Raw genomic sequence first — 23509 nt, 5'->3', positions numbered from 1 at the left:
CAATTACGATTGTATATTGCTATATTGTAATCACGTTAAAACATATCCCAAAATATACAACCCAGAGAGACAGCATTTCTGTCTCATTTGGGTTGTTTTTATCTTATGTTGATGATTTTAGTTTTATTAATAAAATATAAAATAAAGTATTAAAAATAATTTAATTTATTATTTTTATGATTGATAGTTATTTAATAAATATTAAATAACAGTGTTAGTTCCATTTTAATGTTAAATTAAATCGCGATATTGCTCACAGTTCTTAATAAATGGATATTCAATTGTCTATTTTCGACTAATATCTAATGTGATTGATGCAATCATTATATTGAAAAAAATTATTAATAATTATGAGGTTTCATTATGAAAAAAAATAAACTTATTTTATTTACTGCAACGTTATTATTATCATCAGTGGGTTTTATCTCAACGGCATTAGCCGATGTGACGCTAAAACATGGCTATATTGATAAACCACCGAGCAGAGCCTTTTTGTGTTCATCAAAAGGACAAAATTTAAATAAAAATTGTGGTCCAGTGCAGTATGAACCTCAATCAGTTGAAGGACTTAAAGGCTTTCCTAAAGATGGACCTAAAGATGGTGAAATTGCCAGTGGTGGAAATGCGGCATTTTCTGCGTTAAATGAACAGAGTGCTGATCGCTGGCATAAAGTAGCAATGAAAAGTGGAGAAAATACCTTTAAATGGACATTAACCGCTAAACATAGTACCGCATCATGGAAATTCTTTATTACTAAACCAGAATGGGATGTGAATAAACCGCTTACTCGCGCTGATTTTGATTTAACACCATTTTGTCAACAAGATGATAATGGGAAAATACCAACGGAAACAGTAGAATTAAATTGTAATATACCAGAACGTTCTGGTTATCAGGTTATTTTAGGTGTTTGGAATATTGCGGATACGAAAAATGCTTTTTATCAAGTGATTGATGCTGAATTTAAAGAGTAATCAATTTAACTTAATGTAAGTAATTATTTAATATCAATAATAGTATTATTTTTAATACTGTTTATTTTAAAATATAAATAAATTCTAAATCTAAATTTTAAATTTAGATTAGAGCTCATGTTTTTTATTAAATAAAAAATAACTATTTATTATCGTTATTCAATTAATAGCGCCTTAACATGGGTGCTATTTTCATTAAATCGACTAGAAATCCATCGCTCACAATGTTATTTTCTATGTTATATCTATAATTATTTAGCTTAAAACCAACATCATTAAGGTGCGATTATGGAAATCTATTTAGATACAGCGGATATCGACGAAGTCAGAAAACTCTCTCAAGTTCTTCCTATTGCGGGTGTGACCACTAATCCTTCCATTATTGCTAAATCCGCACAAAATATTGAAACCCTATTACCTGAATTAAAAGCCGCTATGGGCGGTAAAGGGCGTCTATTTGCGCAGGTTATTGCCAGTGATGTGGATACCATGATTGAAGAAGCATTGCATCTTGGGAATATTGCCGATAATACCGTGATTAAAATACCGGTTACTGAAGCGGGTTTAGTTGCCATTAAACAATTAAAGCAAAAAAATATGCTGGTATTAGGCACGGCGATTTACAGTGTTTCTCAAGGTTTAATGGCGGCATTAGCAGGCGCTGACTATATTGCGCCTTATGTACATAGAATGGATAGACAAGGTTCTGATGGGGTCAGAGTGGTAAAAGAATTACAAACGCTGATTACCATGCATAATTTACCCACAAAAATCCTAGCCGCGAGTTTTAAAACACCACGTCAAGTGGTCGATTGTTTATTAGCAGGGGCTTCTTCAGTGACATTACCGATTGAGCTTGCTTACTCAATTATCCGTTCACCAGTAGTGGATGATGCAGTAAATAGATTTGCTGACGATTGGCAAACTGCATTTGATCGTCGTTCTTTATAATCAAATTAATAATATGAGATTAAGTGCTATATCGCTATATGGCACTTAATTTATCGATTTTTGCGTATGTAGATATTTATCTTCACTTTTACTAATGTATTAATAACTAGGTTAATATAGCTTAAAATAAACGATTATTGATTTACATCTAATAATAAGCCACCTTTCTGGCAATCTAAATTTAGATCTATTACTATAATGTTAGTCTATAAATGGATTATTAATATAATCTATTTATTTTTTGTTTTGTTGTTAAAAATATCACTTATATCAATGAGTTATTGTTGATTGCTTAAGGTGTTTTTTATATTTTAATATTTAATTAATTTTTTGTTTTTACTCGGTTTAATTGTTATTACTTTTGCTTTAATAACAAAATAATAAATTGTGACGGGCGTGTTAATTAAAGAGTTTGGTTGTTAAAAAATAAACTAATATTATATTGATGGGGTAGTTAACTTACCTAATTAACAGGGAAAACCGATACTCCGCGGTGCAATGATAATTAACATATTCAGTTATTATCTTTATTTAGCGATAAATAAAACTTTATTTGTGATACTGGAGTAAATATGTGTGAAGAATACATGAATAAACCACTCTATCTGTCAATTGCTGATTGGGTTCAAGAGCAAGAGCGCTGGGTAAGTGCAAAAGAGATTGCGAAAAAATTCGATATTCCTCAATGCAATGCGATTAATATCGTTTCTTACATTCTTTCTGATGTAAAAGAAATTGAATGTGAAACAAAAAGCGTGCCTAATCAGCTTGAAGGCAGAGGTTGCCAATGCCAACGTATGATCAAAGTGAGTCATATCGATCCTCAGCTTTATTCTCGCATAAAAGGACATATTCAAGGTAAAAGCAGTCAAAGTTCACCTGAAAAATTGGCAACGATGATCCCTCATGGATTAAACCATGAGCAAAAATGGCAATGGATGTTGTCGAAATCGCAACGTCGCTAATCTGAGAAATTAAGTTTTACTCAAAAAATCGAATAAATTCGACAGGCGTTAATGACGCCTGTCGCCATTTGTTACTGACCTTTCGGTTTAACGTCTGTTGTGCCACGTAAACGTGGGCGATTAGGTTCAGGCGCCGTTAAAGGTGTTGTTTCTACCAAGCTTTGGCGACAACGTACCGCTAAATCTTGATATTCACGGGTGTTCATCCGTTTCCACTCCATATCTTGATCGGTAATATCACGCACATGTTTTGCTGGGCTACCAATCAACATTTGTCGAGGTTGTCCTTGAAAACCCGCTTTTACAAAGCTCATGGCGGCAATAATGCTTTCCTCACCAATGACTGCACCATCCATAATCACGCTATTCATACCGACTAAACTGTCACGCCCGATAATACAACTGTGAAGGATTGTACCATGCCCAATGTGTCCATTTTCTCTCACAATGGTGTCCATATCGGTATAACCGTGCATGATACAACCGTCTTGAAGGTTTGCGCCTGCTTCAACAATCAAGCGTCCATAGTCGCCCCTTAGTGAAGCCAGAGGGCCGATATAAACGCCAGCACCAATAATCACATCACCAATTAATACAGCAGATGGATGAACATAAGCTGTTGGATGAACCACAGGAACAAGACCTTCAAACGCGTAGATACTCATCAGTTTCCCTCATTGTTGTATTATCGAGATTAACAATAATTACCGTCCTTTCCATTCAGGTGTGCGTTTTTCAGCAAAGGCAAGAGGCCCTTCTGTGGCATCTTCTGAATGTAAAACACTTGGGTAATGTTTTAATACGCCACTGCGCATTAATTTGTAGCCCTCTTCAATGGAAAGCTCACTGGTGGCACGATAAATCTCTTTTAAAGCCGCTACAGCCAATGGGGCGCTATTAGCGATTTGATCAGCGAGTTCGCGTGCGCTATCCATTAATTCAGCAGAACTAACAACACGGTTTGCAATACCCCAACGAAGTGCTTCATCTGCATTCATACGACGACCTGTCATCAGCATTTCGTTGACGATAGCAGGCGGTAAACGTTTTGGTAAACGCAGGACTCCACCACTATCAGGAACAATGCCCAATTGTGCTTCTGGTAAGGCAAAAGAAGCATTGTCTGAACAAACCATCATGTCAGCGGCGAGCGCTAATTCAAAGCCACCACCAAAAGCATAGCCGTTAACGGCGGCAATGACAGGTTTATCAAGATCAAATAATTCGGTTAAACCTGCAAAACCACCCGCACCAAAGTCTGCATCAGGCGCTTCACCTTCTGCGGCTGCTTTTAAATCCCAACCTGCGGAGAAAAAGCGTTCGCCCGCGCCTGTAATAATGGCAACTCGTAAGCTTGGATCATCTCGAAAACGCAGAAAAACTTCACCCATTTCATGGCTGGTTTTTGCATCAATAGCGTTTGCTTTTGGTCTATCTAATACAATTTCAAGTACTGAACCACGCGTTGTTAGGTGTAATGATTGGCTCATGTTGTATTCCTTTTCGTCATCAAAAATAAGCATTTATGATTGTGGTTATTGGGTGATTGTTAAAACCGACCTATGGCTTATTTCAAATGCTTTTTGATCACCTTTCCTGAGCAATTACGCGGCAAACCCTCTTTAAACTCAACCGCGGAGGGAACTTTAAATTTCGCCATATTTTGCTCACAGAAATGGAAGAATTCTTCTTCACTCAAGGTTTCACCTTCAACGAGCACCACAAAAGCTTTAATGGCTTCATCACGAATATCATCAGGTACACCAATAACCGCCACATCTTGAATTTTGGGATGTGAACTAATGATGTTTTCAATCTCAACACAAGAGACGTTTTCGCCTCCACGTTTGATCATGTTGCAACTGCGATCAACGAAATAGAAAAAACCTTCATCGTCTCGGTAACCATAATCACCAGTATGTAACCAACCTTCAGGCTCTAATGCTTTAGCTGTTGCATCAGGTCGGTTGTAATACTCTTTGAATAAGGTTTTCCCAGGTTCACCTTTTACGCAGATCTCACCCACAACGCCATCAGGAACTTCGTTGTTTTGTTTGTCTCTGATTTGAGCTTGATAGCAAAAACCGGGTCTACCGATTGACGGCCAGCGGCGTTTATCGCCGGGTCTATCACCGATTAAACCAACAATAGTTTCTGTCATGCCGTAAGAGGTGAGTAATCGCACGTTAAAGCGTTCAATAAAGGCGTCTTTCTCTTCATCTGCGAGATTGAGATAGAACATCACTTCGCGTAATTTGTGTTGCTTTTCTTCTGATGAAACGGGCTGTGCCATTAAGGTTCTCATCATCATTGGAATGCACTCTGTTACTGTTGCTTGATACTTAAGGATCTGCTTCCAAAAGGCTCTTGCACTGTATTTTTCGAGTAAAACAAAGGTGGCACCCACAGAAAAAGCAGGGAGTGATGCCGTGCATTGGCAATCAATATGAAATGCTGGCATCACGGTAAGATAAATATCGTCTTCCCGTAATGCGTTTTGCCATGATGAGTAATAACCCGCAAAGCGTAAGTTATAGTGCGTGATAACCACACCTTTAGGTTGCGATGTGGTACCCGATGTGAAAAGAATTTCAGCAGTATCATCCACACTTAATGGGGTGTGATGATTAAGCGTAACAGGATGTTTGGCTTTTTCTTTTAAAAAATCTACAACCCCTTTTTCAGTAGATATCGCATTTTCAGAAATTAAAAACAGCTGCGTTAAAGGGTTTTGTTCATCCTGCAACATAGGTTGGTAAATCGGATAGAAATTATCACGAGTGACCACGTAATGGGCTTGGCAGTGATTAATTATCCATGCGCTCTCTTCATACATAAAGCGCGCATTAATGGGCACCATTACAGCGCCAATTTTTGCCAGCCCAAACCAGCAAAAGAAAAATTCAGGGCAGTTATCAAGATGTAAGGCAACATGATCGCCTTTTTTTATGCCACCAGCATGGAAAAGATTTGCGGTTCTATTGATCTCTTCATTTAATTCACTGTAGCTAAATTGTCTCACGAGTCCTTGTGCGGATTCAAAAATTAGCGCTGTTTTTGTGCCATAAACCTCTGCCAAATCATCCCACATTTGACGTAAGTTTTGTTTGCCAATCACATCCATTAAACTGTTATCCCATACTTTTGCCGTGAATTCAGACACGATTTGAAAGGAGTGCGGTGTCTGAATTTTACGGTGTTACTTTACGATTTTAGCCAGCCCTTTATCGACCAGCCCCCTGATTTGTTCGTCGTTATAACCGATGTTTTTCAAGATAGCGTCAGTGTCCATGCCGTGAGATGGCATGCCACGCCAGATTTTTCCCGGATTATTTTTGAATTTCGGCATCACATTTGGCCCTTTGCAGGTTTCGCCATTCATGGTTTGCCATTGGGTAATAGACTCACGCGCGACATATTGCGGATTGTCTTCAAGCTCAGGAATAGTCAGCACTTTAGCGCTGGCAATATTGAGTTCAGACAGGCGTTTCAGCACGTCAGTAATCGGTTGTTTTGCCAACCATTCATCTAACTTATCTTCGAATAATTGACCATGAGGGCAATTAATACGGTGAATAAGTTGAGTGCCTTCTGGAACTTCTGGTGTACCCAGTAGATGTGCAAGGCCGATATCTTTGAAGATCTCTTCAATTTGAGTAATACCCACCACTTCCATCACGATAAAACCATCTTGGCAACGATAAAGCCCACAGCCTGCGTAGTACGGATCTTTCCCTTTGGTCATACGAGGACAGATTTCGCCACCATTGAAATAATCCATCATGAAGTATTGCCCCATACGCAACATGACTTCATACATGGCGATATCAATACTTTCGCCTTTGCCTGTTTGTTGAACTTTATACAGTGCAGCTAAAGCGGAAGTGGTTGCGGTCATTCCTGAGAAATAATCTGCAGTATAAGGGAAAGCAGGCATTGGCTGATCTTTGTCACCGTTTTGGATCAAGTAGCCACTGAACGCCTGAGCGATAGTGTTATAAGCGGGTAAGTTGGTGTATTGCGGATCGCCATATTGGCCAAAGCCCGATAAATGCGCGATAACTAATTTAGGATTATGCTCCCATAACACTTCATCGGTAATACCACGACGTGCAAAGGCTGGGCCTTTACTGGCTTCAATAAAGATATCAGTGGTTTCCATTAATTTTAGGAATGCATCACGACCTTCGTCTTTAAAGATATTTAACGATAGTGCATGTAAATTACGGCGAGAAAGCTGAGGATAATGAGGTTGAACGCGAATGGTGTCAGCCCATGCAACGTTTTCAATCCAAATCACCTCAGCTCCCCATTCTGCGAACATTTGTCCTGCGAATGGCCCTGCAATTTCAATTCCTGAAAACACAACACGAACCCCTGAAAGTGGGCCGAATTGTGGCATTGGTAAATGTTCTGTCATAGCGTCACCTCGTAAGTGGTCTGAGTGAAAACTCTCTCACCGAGTGATGAGAGAGTTATTCGTGATTAATTAGCGATACTGTTTAAGTACTGAACGTCCTAATGTCAGGATCTGCATTTCATCAGAACCCCCAGACACACGATCAACACGAAGGTCACGCCAGAAACGAGAAATACGGTGCTCGCCAGCAATACCAACACCACCAAGCACTTGCATTGCGCTATCAACCACTTCAAATGCCGCATTTGCGCAGAAGTATTTACACATTGCAGCATCACCGGAAGTGATTAAGTTGTTGTCACTCTTCCATGCAGTTTCATATAACATGTTGCGCATTGAATTGAGTTTGATCGCCATATGAGCGAATTTTTCTTGAATAAGTTGGAAACGACCGATAGCTTCACCAAATTGCACACGTTGGTTGGCATAACGAGCGGCATCTTCAAATGCACACATTGCTGTACCGTAGTTAGTGAGTGCCACTAAGAAACGTTCGTGATCGAACTCTTCTTTAACACGGTTAAATCCGTTACCTTCGCGGCCAAACATGTCTTTTTCTTCAAGCTCAACGTTATCAAACGTGATTTCACAGCAGCTATCCATACGTAAACCCAGTTTTTCCAACTTGTTTACTTTGATACCCGGCTTACTCATATCCACAAACCATTCAGTGAAGATAGGTTTATCAGGTGATGCTGCGTCACGGCTCATCACAACAACATAAGGGGTGTATGCACTACTAGTGATAAAGCATTTGCTACCATTGAGGTAAACTTTGCCATCTTTACGGGTATAAGTCGTTTGTAAGCTACCGACATCTGAACCTGCGCCCGGCTCTGTAATTGCAGAGTTCCACATCTGTTTACCCGTACCGCGGAACGCCATAATTTTATCGATTTGCTCTTGTGTGCCTTCACGCAATACGGTGTTAAAACCACCTGGTAATTGATAAAGCACGTAAGTTGGCGCACCTAAACGACCTAACTCCATCCAAATAGCCGCAACAGTGACAAAACCTGCATTTAATCCACCGTGCTCTTCAGGAATAAGCAGATTGTCGATTTCCATATCCGCTAAGGCTTTGACAAAACGCTCTGGGTATTTACTTTCGCGATCACACTCGGCGAAATAAGCTTCCCAGTTTTCACTGGCCATTAATTCGCGGACACCGTCAACAAACAGTTCCTGCTCATCATTCAATCTAAAATCCATGTTAATAACCTCTTAATGTGTCATTTTTTGCTTATAGCGGATCAGTCTTTCCAATGTACTTTGGCGTCTTTAATAAAGGACAAGGTGACCATGATATTGACGAAAAATAGTGGGCATCCTCCAGCGATAATGGCGGTTTGAATCGGTTTTAAACCACCAAGTGCTAATAGAATGATGCCGATAACACCAACCAGCACAGACCAGCCGATGCGTACTAACAAAGGTGGCTCAGAGCCTTCTTTCATAGAGCGGCAAGTGGACATTGCCAGTGTGTAAGAACAGGCGTTAATTAAGGTGACTGTGGCAATAAAGCAGAGGATAAAGAAGCCCCACATTGTCGCTGTGCTTAGTGGTAATGCTGCCCATGTTTCGATAATGGCGCGTGGAACACCGTATTGTTCAATTAGTTGTGGAATGTTGAGAATGTTTTGGTCAATCAGTTGTAAGGTGTTACCACCAAGGATTGTCCAAATTAACCAAGTCCCTGCGGTTAAACCTGAAACCATCCCTAAACATAATTCACGAACAGTACGACCTTTAGAAATACGCGCTAAGAAGATACTCATTTGGATCGCGTAGATAACCCACCAAGCCCAATAGAAGACAGTCCAGCCTTGAGGGAATCCGCCTTTACCGATAGGGTCTGTATAGAACAGCATCCGAGGCATATACATCATCAATGTACCGACAGAATCGGTGAAGTAATTGACGATAAAGCTCGCACCACCGACGATAAACACCCAACCCAACATTAAGAAGCTCAGGTAAGTACGAATATCACTGGCGATTTTCACCCCTTTTTGCAGACCGAAAGCCACGCAAATTGCGTTTAATAAGATCCAGCAAGAGATAATAATGGCGTCTAATTGCAAGGTATGAGGAATACCAAATAAGTATTGAATACATTCAGTGACTAACGGTGTTGCTAAACCAAGGCTAGTCCCCATTGCCAGAATTAACGCAACGAGATAGAAGTTATCAATAATGGTTCCGACGATCCCATTAACGTGTTTTTCACCGATTAATGGGGTTAAGGTACTACTTGGGCGGATAACCTCCATTTTGCGAACAAAGAAGAAGTAAGCGAAGGCAACAGAAAGGAAACTATAAGTTGCCCAAGGTAAAGGACCCCAGTGGAACAAACTATAAGCTAGACCAATTTCTTTTGCTTGAGTTGAGTAAGCTTCCATTCCAAAAGGAGGGCTTGAAATGTAGTAGTATATTTCAATCGAACCCCAGAAGAGGACGGCTGCGGATGTACAAGACGCAAACATCATAAAGATCCAGCTTGCGGTACTAAATTCTGGCTTATCTTCCCCAAGACGTTTATTGGCATAACGTCCAAAGACTAACCAAAACCAACCCCCGAACATAATGACCATATACCATTCGAAGGCCCAACCCCAGACATTGGTAACATAGCTGAATACGGCGTTAATCACTTCATTTGAAGCGTCAAGATCACGTACCGTTAACCAACATAAAATACCAACAATGATTAATGGTGGAAAAAAAACCTTCGGTTCTATTCCAGCCTTTTTATTATCTTTGCTCATAGGTAAATTTTCCAAATATATTTAGCGCAGAAGTTTAAGTAGTGTTAATTCCTAATATCTAATAAAGCATTTAAGTTTAATTCTATCTATTTCGTCTATTGAGTTTTCATCATAATAGAAAAATAAAGTGATTGGCTAATCCATAAATCCATTAATGATGAAGAATGATGGATATTATAAGAAATCTATTCTGTTATTCACTTCACACTATTCTTTTTGTCGATTTTATGTTACGTTTTATAACGTTTTATTTTCATTGTAACTTGTTGATAGTTATCGCTATAAGCTTGTATGTAATAGGGTTGTTATATTCTGTCTTTCAATATTGTTGATCTCGGTGGCAATATTGAACGTTAAATAACGTTATGCTTATTACCTTCAATATTGTTGATCAAAGTAGCAATATTGAAAGTTATTCACTTCAATTAAAATTAATTTCAATATTGGTGATGTATTTGGCAATATTGAAACCTATCGATTCATTATTTAATAATGTTCAATATTGGTGACCTAGGTTTAATTTTTTAAACGCTTAATTGTGTTAATTCTATATTACATTGCCAGAGTAAATGACATTATTTATTAATTTCAGGAGATGTAATGAATATTATTACATGTTACAAGAGTGTTCCCGATGAGCAGGATATTACGGTAAATAGCGCAGATAGTTCGCTGGATTTTTCTCGTGCTAACACCAAAATCAGCCAATATGATTTAAATGCGATTGAAGCCGCTAATCAGCTTAAAACTCAACTTGAGGGCATTCAAATCACGGCAATGAGTGTAGGTGGTAAATCACTGACAAATGCGAAAGCACGCAAAGACGTTCTTTCTCGTGGAGCTGACGATTTAGTGGTTGTAGTTGATGACCAATTTGAAGCCTCTCTGCCTTATCAAACAGCGGTTGCACTGGCTGCGGCTGCGGCTAAAAAAGGTTATGACTTAATTCTTTGTGGTGATGGATCTGCGGATCTAAGTTCACAACAAGTTAGCTTGCTGGTGGGTGAAATCCTAAATATTCCAGCAATAAATGGTATTAACAAAATTGTTTCTCTTTCTAATGATTCAATTACGGTCGAGCGTGAATTAGAAAATGAAATCGAAACACTGACAATTCCATTACCTGCTGTTATTGCGGTATCTACCGATATTAACACACCTCAAATTCCTTCGATGAAAGCCATTCTTGGTGCTGCCAAGAAACCTGTTCAGCAATGGAGTGTTGCCGATCTTGGTCTGGGTGCGATTACTGCGCGTTCAGAACAAAAAGTGGCTGCGCCGAAACAGAAAGTTCGTCAACGCATCATTATTGAAGGTGATGGCGATGATCAGATTGCTGAGTTGGCAGAACATTTACGTAAAATTCTTAAGTAATAGGGGGAGTTATGAGCCAGTTTTCAACTGTTTGGGTATTTAGTGATGCACTTTCCCGTTTACCAGAATTAATGGGTGGCGCTTCTTCATTAGGGCAATCTATCAATGTATTTACATTGAATGATGAGCAAAGTGTTGCTGCCTTTAAATTAGGTGCAACAGCCGTTTTCCAATTAGAAGGCAAACCTGACGATCGCATTATTGAAGACTATGCACAAAGCATGGTTGAAACCATCAAACAGAAAGGCGATGCAGGTTTAGTGCTACTGCCTAACACACGCCGTGGCAAATTATTAGCCGCTCGCTTAGGTCATCGTTTAGAGGCGGTTGTGTCTAATGATGCACAATCTTTAAAAGCAGACGGTGATTCTCTTGTGACAAAACATATGGTTTACGGTGGTCTTGCCTTTGGTGATGAAACCCTGAAAACCCCTTACTGTGTTGTAACTGCAAGCGTGGGTGCTTTTGATGTTGCACCAGAAACTGGTGCGACAGGTGATGCACAAAAAGTCGCATGGATTGCCCCAGCTCAAACCATCGTTCGCAATTCAGTTCAACCACGCGCAATCAATGCCGTTGATTTAGACAAAGCGCGTTTTGTTGTCAGCGTGGGTCGCGGTATCGGCAGTAAAGAAAATATCGCTATTGCAGAAGAACTCGCCAAAGCCATTGGTGCTGAAATCGCCTGCTCTCGTCCTGTTGCTGAAAATGAGAAGTGGATGGAACACGAGCGTTATGTCGGCATTTCCAATCTGATGCTGAAACCTGAACTCTATTTAGCTGCTGGTATTTCAGGACAAATTCAACATATGGTCGGCGCTAATGGCGCTCAAACCATTGTTGCCATTAATAAAGACAAAAATGCACCTATCTTCCAATTCGCTGACTACGGCATTGTCGGTGACTTAATGAAGGTTCTACCTGCATTAACTCGTCAATTATCTAACTGATTTATTTAAGCAGGGAAGGGAACTTCTCTGCTGTTTATCGCAAATTCTGGAGATGTTATGTCCGATTCCGAAGATATTTTCGATGCCATTATTGTTGGCGCAGGATTAGCAGGATCTGTGGCTGCACTTGTTTTGGCAAGAGAAGGCGCACAAGTATTGCTAATAGAAAGAGGTAACTACGCTGGCGGGAAAAATGTAACCGGTGGTCGTATGTATGCACATACCCTTGAGCACATCATTCCTGAGTTTGCGCAAGAAGCGCCTGTTGAACGCGTGATCACTCATGAAAAATTGTCATTTATGACCGAAACAGGCGCAATGACGATTGATTACCAAAATGCTGAAGGAAATAACCCAAAAACGGCCTCTTGGTCTGTATTACGGGGCGAGTTTGACCAATGGCTAATGGAACAAGCCGAAAATGCGGGTGCGCAATGTATCACAGGCATTCGTGTTGATAAGTTAGTTGAGCGTGATGGCAAAATTGTTGGCGTTGAAGCCGATGGTGATGTGTTAGAAGCCAAAGCGGTGATCCTCGCGGATGGTGTGAATTCTATTCTTGCAGAACAGCTAGGAATGACAAAACGTGTTGCGGCCGAAAATGTCGCGGTAGGTGTCAAAGAGATCATCGAACTGCCTGAAAGTGTGATTAAAGATCGCTTCAACCTAAAAGATAATGAAGGTGCGGCTTGGTTATTTGCAGGCTCGCCTACTGATGGACTAATGGGTGGCGGTTTTTTATATACCAATAAAACCACGCTTTCTTTAGGTCTGGTGTGTGGGCTTCACCATATTAAAGACGCTAAAAAGTCGGTACCACAAATGCTGGAAGATTTTAAACAGCATCCAGTTGTCGCACCGCTGATTGAAGGCGGAAAAATGGTGGAATACGGTGCGCACGTTGTTCCTGAAGCTGGGTTAAGAATGCAACACGAATTAGTACGTGATGGCGTATTGATTGCGGGTGATGCAGCAGGGATGTGTATGAACCTTGGCTTCACTATTCGTGGCATGGATTTAGCGATGGCATCCGGCGAAGCTGCTGCAAAAACCGTGCTATCGGCAATGGAGAAAAATGATTTTAGCAAACAGACGCTAAATGAATATCTCAAGCATTTAGAAGATGGTCCATTACGCGATATGAAAGCCTATCAGCGTATGCCTGATTTACTTGATAACCCTCGTATGTTCACCGCTTATCCTGAAATGGTCGTTGGTATTGCCAAAGATCTCTTTACTGTTACGGGTGAAGCGCCAGTACCTATGCGTAAAACCCTAATGCGTCATACCAAAAAGGTCGGCTGGATGAACCTAATCAAAGATGGGATCAAAGGAGCAAAAGCAATATGAGTTCTCCCGTAAATGTCGATGTCAAATTAGGCATCAATAAATTTAATGTCGATGAGGAAAATCCACATATCGTCGTCAAAGAGCAACCCGATATGCAGGTGCTAGAAACCTTAGTTAAAGCCTGCCCTGCGGGTCTTTATAAAAAACAAGAAGATGGCACTATCAGTTTTGATTATGCAGGGTGCTTAGAGTGTGGAACTTGTCGAATTCTTGGTTTAGACAGTGCGCTTGAAAAATGGGAATACCCACGTGGAACTTTTGGCGTGGAATATCGTTACGGATGATGTATCGCTACTTTTCTCCCAGTGCTGTCTCCGGCCTGGGAGCTTTTCTTTTTTTTGTTTTATTTAGAAAAAATACCAGGACGCAGTCATGCAACCCAGAAACTTTGATGATATTCGTTTTACCTCAGTACATCGTCGAGTGATGTTATGGGGCAGTGGCGGCCCTTTTCTTGATGGCTATGTATTAGTGATTATCGGTGTAGCGTTAGAGCAACTCACACCGTTATTACAGCTTGATACACGATGGATTGGTCTGCTTGGTGCAGCGACATTAGCAGGGCTTTTTATTGGTACATCACTCTTTGGTTATATTTGTGACAAAGTGGGTCGTCGCAAAATGTTCCTTGTGGATATTGTGGCTATTGCTATTATTTCTATCGCGACAATGTTTGTTTCAACCCCAGTAGGTCTGTTGGTGATGCGGTTCCTGATTGGTATTGTGATTGGTGCCGATTATCCTATTGCGACCTCGATGATTACTGAGTTTTCCAATAAAAAACAACGCGCTTTTGCTGTCGGTTTTATTGCTGCCATGTGGTATATCGGGGCGACGTGCGCCAATTTGGTCGGTTATCTTTTATATGATATTGAAGATGGTTGGCGTTGGATGCTTGGTAGTGCCTTTATTCCTTGCGTTATTATTTTAATTGGTCGTTTTGATTTACCCGAATCTCCGCTTTGGTTAATACGCAAAGGGCGTATTAAAGAGTGTAATGAGATGATGATCAAGCTCTTTGGTGAGCCTGTGGTTTTTGAAGCGGAAGATGCGAAAACAACGCGTTTTATTGAGTTATTTAATAAACGTCACTTTTCTTTTGTTCTGTTTGTTGCGGTGATTTGGACTTGCCAAGTTATCCCGATGTTTGCCATCTATACCTTTGGACCCCAAATTGTCGGTTTATTAGGATGGGATACAGGAAGGAGTGCGGCGCTGGGTAATGTAGTCATTAGTCTATTCTTTATGTTTGGTTGTATTCCCGCCATGTTCTGGTTAAACCAAACAGGGCGACGTCCGTTATTAATTGGTAGTTTTGCCATGATGACGTTAGCATTATTAGTGCTCGGCGTTTTCCCTGATTTACCCATCTTATTTGTTATCTTAGCGTTTGCCACGTATGCATTCTTCTCTGGAGGGCCGGGTATTTTACAGTGGCTTTATCCTAACGAACTTTTCCCAACAGACATTCGCGCTTCCGCAGTGGGTGTGATTATGTCGATAAGCCGTATTGGCACCGTGATTTCAACCTGCGCGCTCCCTGCATTTATTGCCACTTATGGCATTAACACCACGATGTTAGTCGGTGCTGGGATTTCACTGTTTGGGATGATAGTGTCAGTGCTGTTTGCACCAGAAACCAAAGGATTAACGCTTAATCAGACTTCAACTATGCCGATGCGTCGGGGTAAATAACACACTTAATTGGTAAACAATAAATTTAATTGTTTAAATTAATTTTCATGTAGAGGCTGTAAAATTCAATCGTTATTATTTTTATATTATTTTAATTTAAATTATCACATCAATGTTTATTGATAAGATTTTTTTATATCTTAAAGTGAGCTGAGGCTATTTATATTAAAAAGAGAGTGATTCTATTTTTCTTATTTAAATAAAGTCACTCTCTTTTTTATTATTTAAAAATAACACCTTTATAACGCTTCGGTTCCAAATCTATTTCATTGTTATTAATTTATCTTCAATTGGTAAATATATTTAACCCACCGAATCTAGACACCAATCACAAATCTCTCTCAGACTATTCAAATGACGAAAAACAGTTCGTTATTTACCAAGAATGAATAATTCCCCCTACCCAGAATAAGGTCATTACAGACGTAAACACCAGCAAAGAAGCGGTTGAGTAGGTATTTATGACCTTATTAGAAACGACAGTTAAAGAATGTCTAAACAGTGTAGTGAAGCAATATTCTTCACAAATAGCCTTGATTGAGAATCAAAGTAAAAAAACACTAACTTGGCAACAATTACAACAAGAAGTGGATCAAGTCGCCCGTGGTTTTTTATCTATTGGTTTAAAAAAGGGGGATCGTTTAGGTATTTGGTCTGCTAATAGTGTGGAATGGATAATCTGTTTTCTTGCCGCCGCTCAAATTGGTGTACCCGTCGTTTGTATTAACTTTCATTTTAAAAAAAGAGAGTTATTAGATTTATGTCGATTAACAGGAATTAAAGCACTCTGTTTTTCTGATGGTTTTAAAAGCAATCATTTTATTGAGGTTATTAATTGTCTTTCTAAAAAAGCATCCGAAAATAAAGATGTATTACCTCAATTATTTATTAGCATGGGAAATGAACATGCAGAAAAAAGTGTCTCTTTATCTCAATTAAAAGAAAAAGCAATACACGTATCCGCTGCTGTTTATCAGCATGCTGTTGAACAAGTTAGTGTAAAAGATTTGCTGACTATTCAAATGACCTCTGGCAGTACAGCAATGCCTAAAGGTGTCATGTTAAGCCAATATAATGTCATCAATAACGCCATGTTATCAGCACAGCGCTTAGGTGTGACTCATGACGATGTAATTTGTCTTGCGGTTCCTCTGTTCCACTGCTTTGGACTCTCTTCCTGCCTCTTTTTTGCATTAACAACAGGATGCCAATTAGTTCTGTTAGATAACTACTGTGCTGAAGATGTTTTAAAAGTCGTTCAAGACTATCGTTGCACTATTATGCATGGCGTACCGACAATTTTTAGTCGCTTAATGAAGCATGAGCAATTTTCTCACTATGATTTATCTAGTCTTGATAAAGGTATTATTGCAGGAGCGAGTTTTCCTCCTGCGTTAATCGATGACATCGAAAATATCCTCGGCATGAAAGGCATTACCGTCTCTTATGGTCAAACAGAAGCCTCACCTTGTTGTACCCAAACATTACCTAACGATCCTTTAACAATAAAACGTGGATCTATTGGTAAGCCATTACCTTTTGTTGAAATGAAAATTATCAATCCGAAAACAGGTAAATCTGTGCCAGTAGGTATTTTAGGTGAAATTTGTACGCGTGGCTTCCATGTGATGATGGGCTATGACAATGCCCCTGATAAAACCAAAGAAGCGTTAGACGAAGAGGGTTGGTTACACACGGGTGATATCGGCTGTATCGATGAACAAGGAAATTATCACTACGCCTATCGCATGAAAGAGATTGTGGTGCGCGGTGGTGAAAATATCAGCCTTTGTGAAATAGAAGAAGCTATTGCTGAATATGCTGGTGTTGATGCGACAAAAGCATTTGGCATTCCGTCTGCTGATTTAGGTGAAGAAGTGATTGCCACCATTTGTGTGCAAAAAGGCCACAGCATTGGTGAAAGTGAATTACGTGAATTTCTACAAGAGCGACTGGCTCGCTACAAAATCCCCAAAGAACTCCATTTCTTTACAGAATTTCCTCATACCCCTTGCGGAAAAATTGATGTGCAAGCGCTGAAATTGCAACTGGGTTATAGCGTTTCAATCAAGGATGAAAAAAACAAAGTAGCGAGTTAAGTGACAACGGATTTATCCACATTCTGACAACAGCAGTATGAAGTCTAAAAATAATTAGGAGAAGAAATGACAAGTCATAAAGCACTGGAAGGTGTCACCGTAGTTGAGTTGGCGACCTTTATCGCGGTACCGGCAGCAGGTCGTATTTTAGCTGATATGGGTGCGAACGTAATCAAAATCGAATCTCCAAGTGGTGATAACTTACGCTATACAGCACCAACAGAAGGCCGCCCATTAGATCAACATGAAAACACCAGTTTTGATTTAGAAAACGCCAATAAACGTGGGATTGTGTTAAATACGAAAACAGAAGCAGGGAAAAAAATCCTGTTTGAACTGTTAGAAAAAGCAGACATTTTCTTAACTAACTGGCGCCCTGGAGCAAGAGAGCGTGCGGGTTTAGATTATGAAACGTTAAAACAACGCTTTCCAAAATTAGTTTACGCCAGTGTGACGGGTTATGGCGATGAAGGTCCAGATAAAGACTTACCAGGATTTGACTACACAGCATTCTTTGCGCGTGGCGGTATTTTAGGCTCTCTGTACCAAAAAGGCACAGTACCTATGAATGTGATCCCTGGTCTAGGCGATCACCAGTGCGCATTAGGCTTGGTTTCAGGTGTGTTAGCTGCTTATATTCGTGCTCAAAATATCGGTCAAGGTGAGTATGTTTCAACTAACTTGTTGCATACCTCTATTTACACTCAAGCCATCATGATCCAAGCGGCACAATACCCAGATTATGGTCAGCCTTATCCTATCGATCGCCGCAATACCACCAGCCCATTTATTTTGGCTTATAAAACGAAAGATGATCGTTTTATCCAAGTCTGCATGCCTGTTTACGATGCTTATTACCCAACCTTTATTTCCTGTATTGGTCGCCCAGATTTAGCAGAAGACGCCCGTTATACCCGTTTACAAGAAGTGGCGAAAAATAATCGCTCTCCAGAATTATATGACCTGATTTGGCAGCAAGTTGAGCAAAAAACAGCGTCAGAGTGGGCAGATATTTTCACCAAAAACGATATCCCATTCAGCATTGCACAAACTTGGGAAGAAGTGTTGGAAGATAAACAAGCTTGGGCAATCAACACCTTCTACAACATGAAATATAAAAATGGCAGTGAAAAAGCCTTAGTTCGTCCACCGATTGATTTCTTAGAAAGTGGTTTACCTGAATATCGCCGTGGCCCTTTGTTAGGTGAAGACACACCGTCTGTATTAGCTGAATTAGGGTATAGCGCTGAAGAGATAGCAAACCTTGAAGCCAATAAAGACGTGATGACGTGGAAAGAATAATCCACTTACTTTTTTAATTTTCAGGAGAGCAAAGGCATGCAACAAGACATTTTCACAATGGGCGTTGATATCGGATCGTCAGCCTCGAAATGCATCATCATGAAAAATGGTGACGCGATTGTCGCGAAATCATTGGCATCTGTTGGCGCTGGTACATCTGGGCCTGAAAAAGCGATCAATGAAGTATTGCGTCAATTTGGCGGCGATCTCAGTCAGATCAGCTGGATCTGCGCAACAGGTTATGGACGTAACTCTTTGAAAGAAGCCAACAAAGAAGTGAGTGAACTTAGCTGCCATGCGAAAGGTGCGCACTTTCTTTTTCCGGGTGTGAAAACAGTGATTGATATCGGCGGTCAAGACGTTAAAGCACTTCATATGGATGGTGCAGGCCGTTTATTGAACTTTGTGATGAATGACAAGTGCGCTGCGGGTACAGGACGCTTTTTAGATGTGATGTCGCGAGTATTAGAAACCAAGATTTCCGATCTCGCTCAAGAGGGCGCTAAGTCCACGAAGAAAGTCACGATTAGCTCCACCTGTACCGTGTTCTCTGAATCGGAAGTTATTTCTCATCTCGCGAATAACGAAACAATACCCGACGTCATTAATGGTATTCACCGCTCTGTGGCTAGCCGTATTGCAGGTCTTGCAAAACGAGTCGGTGTTGAAGCTCCTGTTGTCATGACAGGCGGTGTTGCCAGTAATTTTGAAGTTGTTCGTTATGTTAGCGAAGAGCTGAACGCTCCTATCGCCACCTCACCATTATCACAATACAACGGGGCGATAGGTGCCGCCATTTATGCCTTTGAAGCGTGCCGCCATCAACTGGAAGACGATGCGTTAACAATAGGAACATCAAAATGAGCAATGTAGATATGAATGCGCCGGATTATATTCCTGCGAAAAAAAGACTGCAAAAAATTGCCGCTGATGCTTATCAGCGTGCGTGGGATGCCAAAAACAGCGGTGAAAAAATAGGGTGGTGCGCTTCAAACTTCCCTCAAGAAATCGCTGAAACACTGGGTTTATGTGTGGTTTATCCTGAAAATCAAGCCGCTGCGATTGCCGCAAAAGGTGCGGGTTTAAAAATGTGTGAGCACGCAGAAAGCATGGGTTATTCCAATGATATCTGTGCTTATGCACGCATTAGCCTCTCTTACATGGATATTAAGCAGTGTGAAGAGATGGATATGCCACAGCCTGACTTCTTGCTGTGCTGTAACAACATCTGTAACTGCATGATCAAATGGTATGAAAATATCGCTTATGAGCTGAATATCCCGATGATCCTTATCGATATTCCTTATAAAAATGACTATGACACCGATGATGTAACGGTGAAATATGTTCAAGCGCAATTTGATGATGCCATCAAACAACTCGAAAAAGTCACAGGCAAAGTATTCTCAGAAGAGAAATTTAAAGAAGTCTGTGAAATTTCGCAACGTACAGGACGTGCATGGTTAAAAGCGGCGGAATATTGCCAATATGAACCTTCGCCAATGAATGGTTTTGATCTCTTTAATCACATGGCTGTTGCTGTTTGTGCTCGCGGTAAATTAGAAGCCGCACTGGCTTTTGAGCAACTGTGTGAAGAGATGGAACAAAATATCAAAGAGAAAAAATCGACTTACCGCGGTGAAGAAAAATACCGTGTTCTCTTTGAAGGTATTGCCTGCTGGCCTTACTTGCGTGCCACATCTACTCCGTTAAAAGAGCAAGGTATCAACGTAACTGCCACTGTTTACGCTACTGCATTTGGTGTGATTTATCAAAACAGTGACGAAATGATGCGTGCTTACTCCTACGTTCCTAACTGTGTCTCTGTTGAGCGTGCTGCTGATATGCGTATCAACGTGAGCCGTCAGAATAAAGTTGATGGTGCGATTATTCACGTTAACCGTAGTTGCAAGCTCTGGAGTGGCATTATGCCTGAAATTGAGCGCCGTATTCGTCATGAACTTAAGATCCCAACAGTGACTTTTGATGGCGACCAAGCTGATCCTCGTGTTTTCTCTGAAGCGCAGTATGTCACCCGTGTTGAAGCATTGACTGAAATTATGGCTGCTAACAAAGCAGAAATGAAAAAGGGAGACATCTAATGAAAACATTAACGGAGTTGTTTGATGAGTTACAAGCCGTGGTGGATAACCCTGTTGCTCAATTAGATGGGTTTATTCGTAGTGGTAAAAAGGTTGTTGGCTGTTTTCCTGAATATACGCCGAATGAAATTGTCTATGCCGCAGGTATGGTGCCTTTTGGTATTTGGGGAGCAGAAGGCCGTGAGATCTCAGAAGCGAAGAAATATTTTCCTCCTTTCTATTGTGCGTTAGTGCTTTCTTCTCTTGAGATGGGATTAGATGGGGCATTAAATAAATTGTCTGCTGCCTTAATTCCTTCTCTTTGTGACACCTTAAAATGCTTAGGGCAAAACTGGAAATCTGGTGTACCACAAGTTCCTTTCATTCAATTGGTTCATCCACAGAACCGTAAAACGCCAGCAGGTATTGCATTCTTAACTGAACAATATAAGAAAATTGCACTGCAATTAGGGGAGATTTCAGGTCAAACGGTGACAGACGATGCACTGAAAAATGCCATCCATCTATTTAATCAGCGCCGTCGCGCATTACGCGAGTTTTCAGATATCGCGGCACTTCATCCAAACTTGGTCACACCACAACGTCGTAATACTGTGATCAAAAGTGGTTATTTTATGGATGTCGTTGAGCATACAAAAGCCGTTGAAACCATTGTTGCACAATGCAAAACCTTGTCTCCAGAACCTTGGAAAGGACACAAGATTGTTGTAACAGGCATTATTGCGGATAGCCCTTCTATTCTACAAATTTTGGCTGACAACAAAATGGCGATTGTAGCGGATGAAGTCGCGCATGAGTCTCGTCAATTTCGCCAAGATATTCCTGAAAACAAAGCACCTTATGAAGCAATGGCTGAGCAAATCGCTCATCTTGATGGGTGTTCACTTTTGTATGATCCAGAGAAAAAACGTGGTCGTTTAATTGCCGATATGGTGAAAAATACAGGCGCTGATGGTGTTGTCTATTTACTGACGAAGTTCTGTGATCCTGAAGAATTTGATGCCCCTATCGTGAAGAAATTCCTCGATAGAGAAGGCATTCCTTCCATCATTATCGAAATTGATCAGCAAACCAAAACATATGAACAGGCAAGAACGGCACTGCAAACTTTTGCAGATGTGCTTTCTGCTTAACAACGTTAATTAATAGTCACAAAAGACCTGCGTGATTTACGCAGGTCAATTGAACCCTAACACATATAAGTGGGGCAATCATGGGTATTATTTGTTTAATCATCGGGCTAGCGATATTAATGATTATGTGTATGAAAGGCATACATATTTTTATTTCTGTCTTTACCACCAGCCTATTTCTTGCTGTGACTGCATGGCTTGTATCACCAGATATGCTTAATCCTGTCGATGCACTATTACAAGTGTATACCGGCGGATTAGGTGGCTATTTTGGCAGCTTCTTCTTCATTTTCGTACTAGGTGCGATTTTTGGCAAATTAACCGCTATCAGTGGCGCTGCTGATAGTGTTGCCTCTTTTATTATTGGTAAATTTGGTGAAAGAGCCGTTATTCCATCATTAGTGGCGGCTTGTGCCATTTTAGCCTACGGCGGTGTGTCAGTGTTTGTTGCACTGTTTACCGTCTATTCAATGATGGTGAGTTTATTCCGTAAAGCGAATCTTCCTCGCAGACTTATTCCGGCTGTCTATTTTGCAGGTGCGGGTACGTTTGTGATGATCATGCCGGGATCGCCTCAGATCCAAAACCTTATCCCAATGAAATTTCTAGGCACGTCAGCAACTGCGGGTTTAGTACCAGGTATGTTGACAGCATTGTTCCAAGTCACCTTAGTGATTATTTATCTCACTTGGCTCTTTAAGCGCGTAAAAGCGAAAGGTGAAGGTTGGGTTGAAGATGAAAAAACGGCGAAAGCAGAAGAGGGTAAAAAAGATCGCCAATTACCGAATGTGCTCGTTGCATTACTGCCGATGCTTATTCTACTTGTCGTGCTGAATATCCTGAAATGGGATCCCGCTATTGCACTGTTCTGCGCCATTATTGCTGCCTTGATTGTGTACTTACGCTATCTAGATTGGAAAAAACTCATACCTAATTTAGCCGCAGGAACGATGGAAGGGGTGACCTCCCTCTTTAACACGGCGGTTATTGTTGGATTTGGTGCGTTAGTCATGACGTTACCAGCCTTCAAAGAATCATTCCAAGCGATTGCTCAATCGGGTCTTAATCCACTCGTTGTGACTGCAATTTCAGTCGGTGCGCTAGTGTTTATCAGTGGTTCAGGCTCTGGTGCGTTAAGTATCGCCATGCCAATGATTGCCGCGATGTTCCCTGCAACCGTGGTTGATCAAGGTTCATTACACCGTGTTGCCACAATGGCATCTATGAGTACAACACCGCCATTTAACGGATTGATTATTACTGTCTTTAGCGTCTGTGGTGTCAGCCATAAAGAGGGCTATGGGCCAGTGGGGACATTAACCCTCGCTATCCCACTGTTAGCCATGATGTTTATGTTGCTGCTGTACACCTTTTTACCTGCATCAATAGCAACGATGTAGGCACAACGTTAACCCATTAATGCGT

20 protein-coding genes are annotated in these 23509 nt (G+C 40.7%); 14 read left to right on the top strand and 6 right to left on the bottom strand.

The genetic code is table 11. The annotated features are described in order from the left end of the window. Positions 1-363 precede the first annotated feature (363 nt). From ACWPWK_RS07525 to caiF, 3 genes are all read left to right on the top strand, one after another. On the top strand, positions 364-975 hold the full coding sequence (locus tag ACWPWK_RS07525) for a lytic polysaccharide monooxygenase (RefSeq protein WP_109373284.1): 612 nt from the start codon (positions 364-366) through the stop codon (positions 973-975). 288 nt (positions 976-1263) lie between these two features. Beyond that, positions 1264-1926 carry a fructose-6-phosphate aldolase gene (gene fsa / locus ACWPWK_RS07520; protein WP_109373285.1) on the top strand — a complete coding sequence of 221 codons (663 nt, stop codon included), beginning with the start codon at positions 1264-1266 and terminating at the stop codon, positions 1924-1926. A 572-nt stretch (positions 1927-2498) separates the two neighbouring features. Beyond that, positions 2499-2891 carry a carnitine metabolism transcriptional regulator CaiF gene (gene caiF, locus ACWPWK_RS07515; protein WP_100158920.1) on the top strand — a complete coding sequence of 131 codons (393 nt, stop codon included), beginning with the start codon at positions 2499-2501 and terminating at the stop codon, positions 2889-2891. Between the two features lie 71 nt (positions 2892-2962). On the opposite strand, the gene caiE is transcribed toward caiF, so the two are convergent. From caiE to caiT, 6 genes are all read right to left on the bottom strand, one after another. Next, complete coding sequence (gene caiE, locus ACWPWK_RS07510) at positions 2963-3556, bottom strand: carnitine operon protein CaiE (protein WP_109373286.1); 594 nt, start codon at positions 3554-3556, stop codon at positions 2963-2965. Between the two features lie 39 nt (positions 3557-3595). After that, positions 3596-4381, bottom strand: coding sequence for a crotonobetainyl-CoA hydratase (caiD, locus tag ACWPWK_RS07505; RefSeq protein WP_109373287.1), 786 nt, complete (start codon positions 4379-4381; stop codon positions 3596-3598). 77 nt (positions 4382-4458) lie between these two features. Continuing rightward, positions 4459-6015, bottom strand: coding sequence for a crotonobetaine/carnitine-CoA ligase (gene caiC / locus ACWPWK_RS07500; protein WP_109373288.1), 1557 nt, complete (start codon positions 6013-6015; stop codon positions 4459-4461). Positions 6016-6090: 75 nt separating this feature from the next. Beyond that, the gene (gene caiB / locus ACWPWK_RS07495) at positions 6091-7311 is read right to left on the bottom strand and encodes an L-carnitine CoA-transferase (protein ID WP_109373289.1); all 1221 of its coding nucleotides are present in this window, start codon (positions 7309-7311) and stop codon (positions 6091-6093) included. 69 nt (positions 7312-7380) lie between these two features. Beyond that, positions 7381-8523: a crotonobetainyl-CoA dehydrogenase gene (gene caiA, locus ACWPWK_RS07490; RefSeq protein ID WP_099074590.1), complete on the bottom strand. Its 1143-nt coding sequence runs from the start codon at positions 8521-8523 to the stop codon at positions 7381-7383. A gap of 41 nt (positions 8524-8564) precedes the next feature. Continuing rightward, positions 8565-10079 (bottom strand): L-carnitine/gamma-butyrobetaine antiporter, encoded by a 1515-nt coding sequence (gene caiT / locus ACWPWK_RS07485; RefSeq protein ID WP_088494513.1) that lies wholly within the window; start codon positions 10077-10079, stop codon positions 8565-8567. 600 nt (positions 10080-10679) lie between these two features. On the opposite strand from caiT, the gene fixA reads away from it, so the two are divergent. The 11 genes from fixA (at position 10680) to ACWPWK_RS07430 (ending at position 23484) form a co-directional block, all read left to right on the top strand. Further along, positions 10680-11453 (top strand): putative electron transfer flavoprotein FixA, encoded by a 774-nt coding sequence (gene fixA / locus ACWPWK_RS07480; RefSeq protein ID WP_109373290.1) that lies wholly within the window; start codon positions 10680-10682, stop codon positions 11451-11453. 11 nt (positions 11454-11464) lie between these two features. Beyond that, positions 11465-12403: an FAD-binding protein gene (locus tag ACWPWK_RS07475; RefSeq protein WP_109373291.1), complete on the top strand. Its 939-nt coding sequence runs from the start codon at positions 11465-11467 to the stop codon at positions 12401-12403. 57 nt (positions 12404-12460) lie between these two features. Beyond that, on the top strand, positions 12461-13753 hold the full coding sequence (fixC, locus tag ACWPWK_RS07470) for an FAD-dependent oxidoreductase FixC (RefSeq protein ID WP_109373292.1): 1293 nt from the start codon (positions 12461-12463) through the stop codon (positions 13751-13753). Continuing rightward, a complete protein-coding gene (gene fixX, locus ACWPWK_RS07465; RefSeq protein ID WP_023582978.1) occupies positions 13750-14037 on the top strand; it encodes a ferredoxin-like protein FixX in 288 nt (95 codons plus the stop codon). The genes fixC and fixX overlap by 4 nt, the downstream gene beginning before the upstream one ends. An 88-nt stretch (positions 14038-14125) precedes the next feature. Further along, a complete protein-coding gene (locus ACWPWK_RS07460; RefSeq protein WP_109373293.1) occupies positions 14126-15448 on the top strand; it encodes an MFS transporter in 1323 nt (440 codons plus the stop codon). A 461-nt stretch (positions 15449-15909) separates the two neighbouring features. Next, entirely contained in the window at positions 15910-17547 is a 1638-nt protein-coding gene (locus tag ACWPWK_RS07455; RefSeq protein WP_109373294.1) for an AMP-binding protein, read from the top strand. 66 nt (positions 17548-17613) lie between these two features. After that, a complete protein-coding gene (locus ACWPWK_RS07450; protein WP_098941845.1) occupies positions 17614-18849 on the top strand; it encodes a CaiB/BaiF CoA transferase family protein in 1236 nt (411 codons plus the stop codon). 36 nt (positions 18850-18885) lie between these two features. Beyond that, a complete protein-coding gene (locus ACWPWK_RS07445; RefSeq protein ID WP_109373295.1) occupies positions 18886-19713 on the top strand; it encodes an acyl-CoA dehydratase activase in 828 nt (275 codons plus the stop codon). After that, positions 19710-20951 carry a 2-hydroxyacyl-CoA dehydratase subunit D gene (locus tag ACWPWK_RS07440; RefSeq protein WP_069369783.1) on the top strand — a complete coding sequence of 414 codons (1242 nt, stop codon included), beginning with the start codon at positions 19710-19712 and terminating at the stop codon, positions 20949-20951. The genes ACWPWK_RS07445 and ACWPWK_RS07440 overlap by 4 nt, the downstream gene beginning before the upstream one ends. Then, positions 20951-22084 (top strand): 2-hydroxyacyl-CoA dehydratase subunit D, encoded by a 1134-nt coding sequence (locus ACWPWK_RS07435; protein WP_109373296.1) that lies wholly within the window; start codon positions 20951-20953, stop codon positions 22082-22084. Before ACWPWK_RS07440 ends, ACWPWK_RS07435 begins: the two co-directional genes overlap by 1 nt. 80 nt (positions 22085-22164) lie before the next feature. Beyond that, positions 22165-23484: a GntP family permease gene (locus ACWPWK_RS07430; protein ID WP_109373297.1), complete on the top strand. Its 1320-nt coding sequence runs from the start codon at positions 22165-22167 to the stop codon at positions 23482-23484. The last annotated feature ends 25 nt before the right edge of the window (positions 23485-23509 follow it).

Source organism: Proteus sp. Marseille-Q3619, from assembly GCF_965283115.1.
This window is presented reverse-complemented; position numbering and strand designations above follow the sequence as displayed.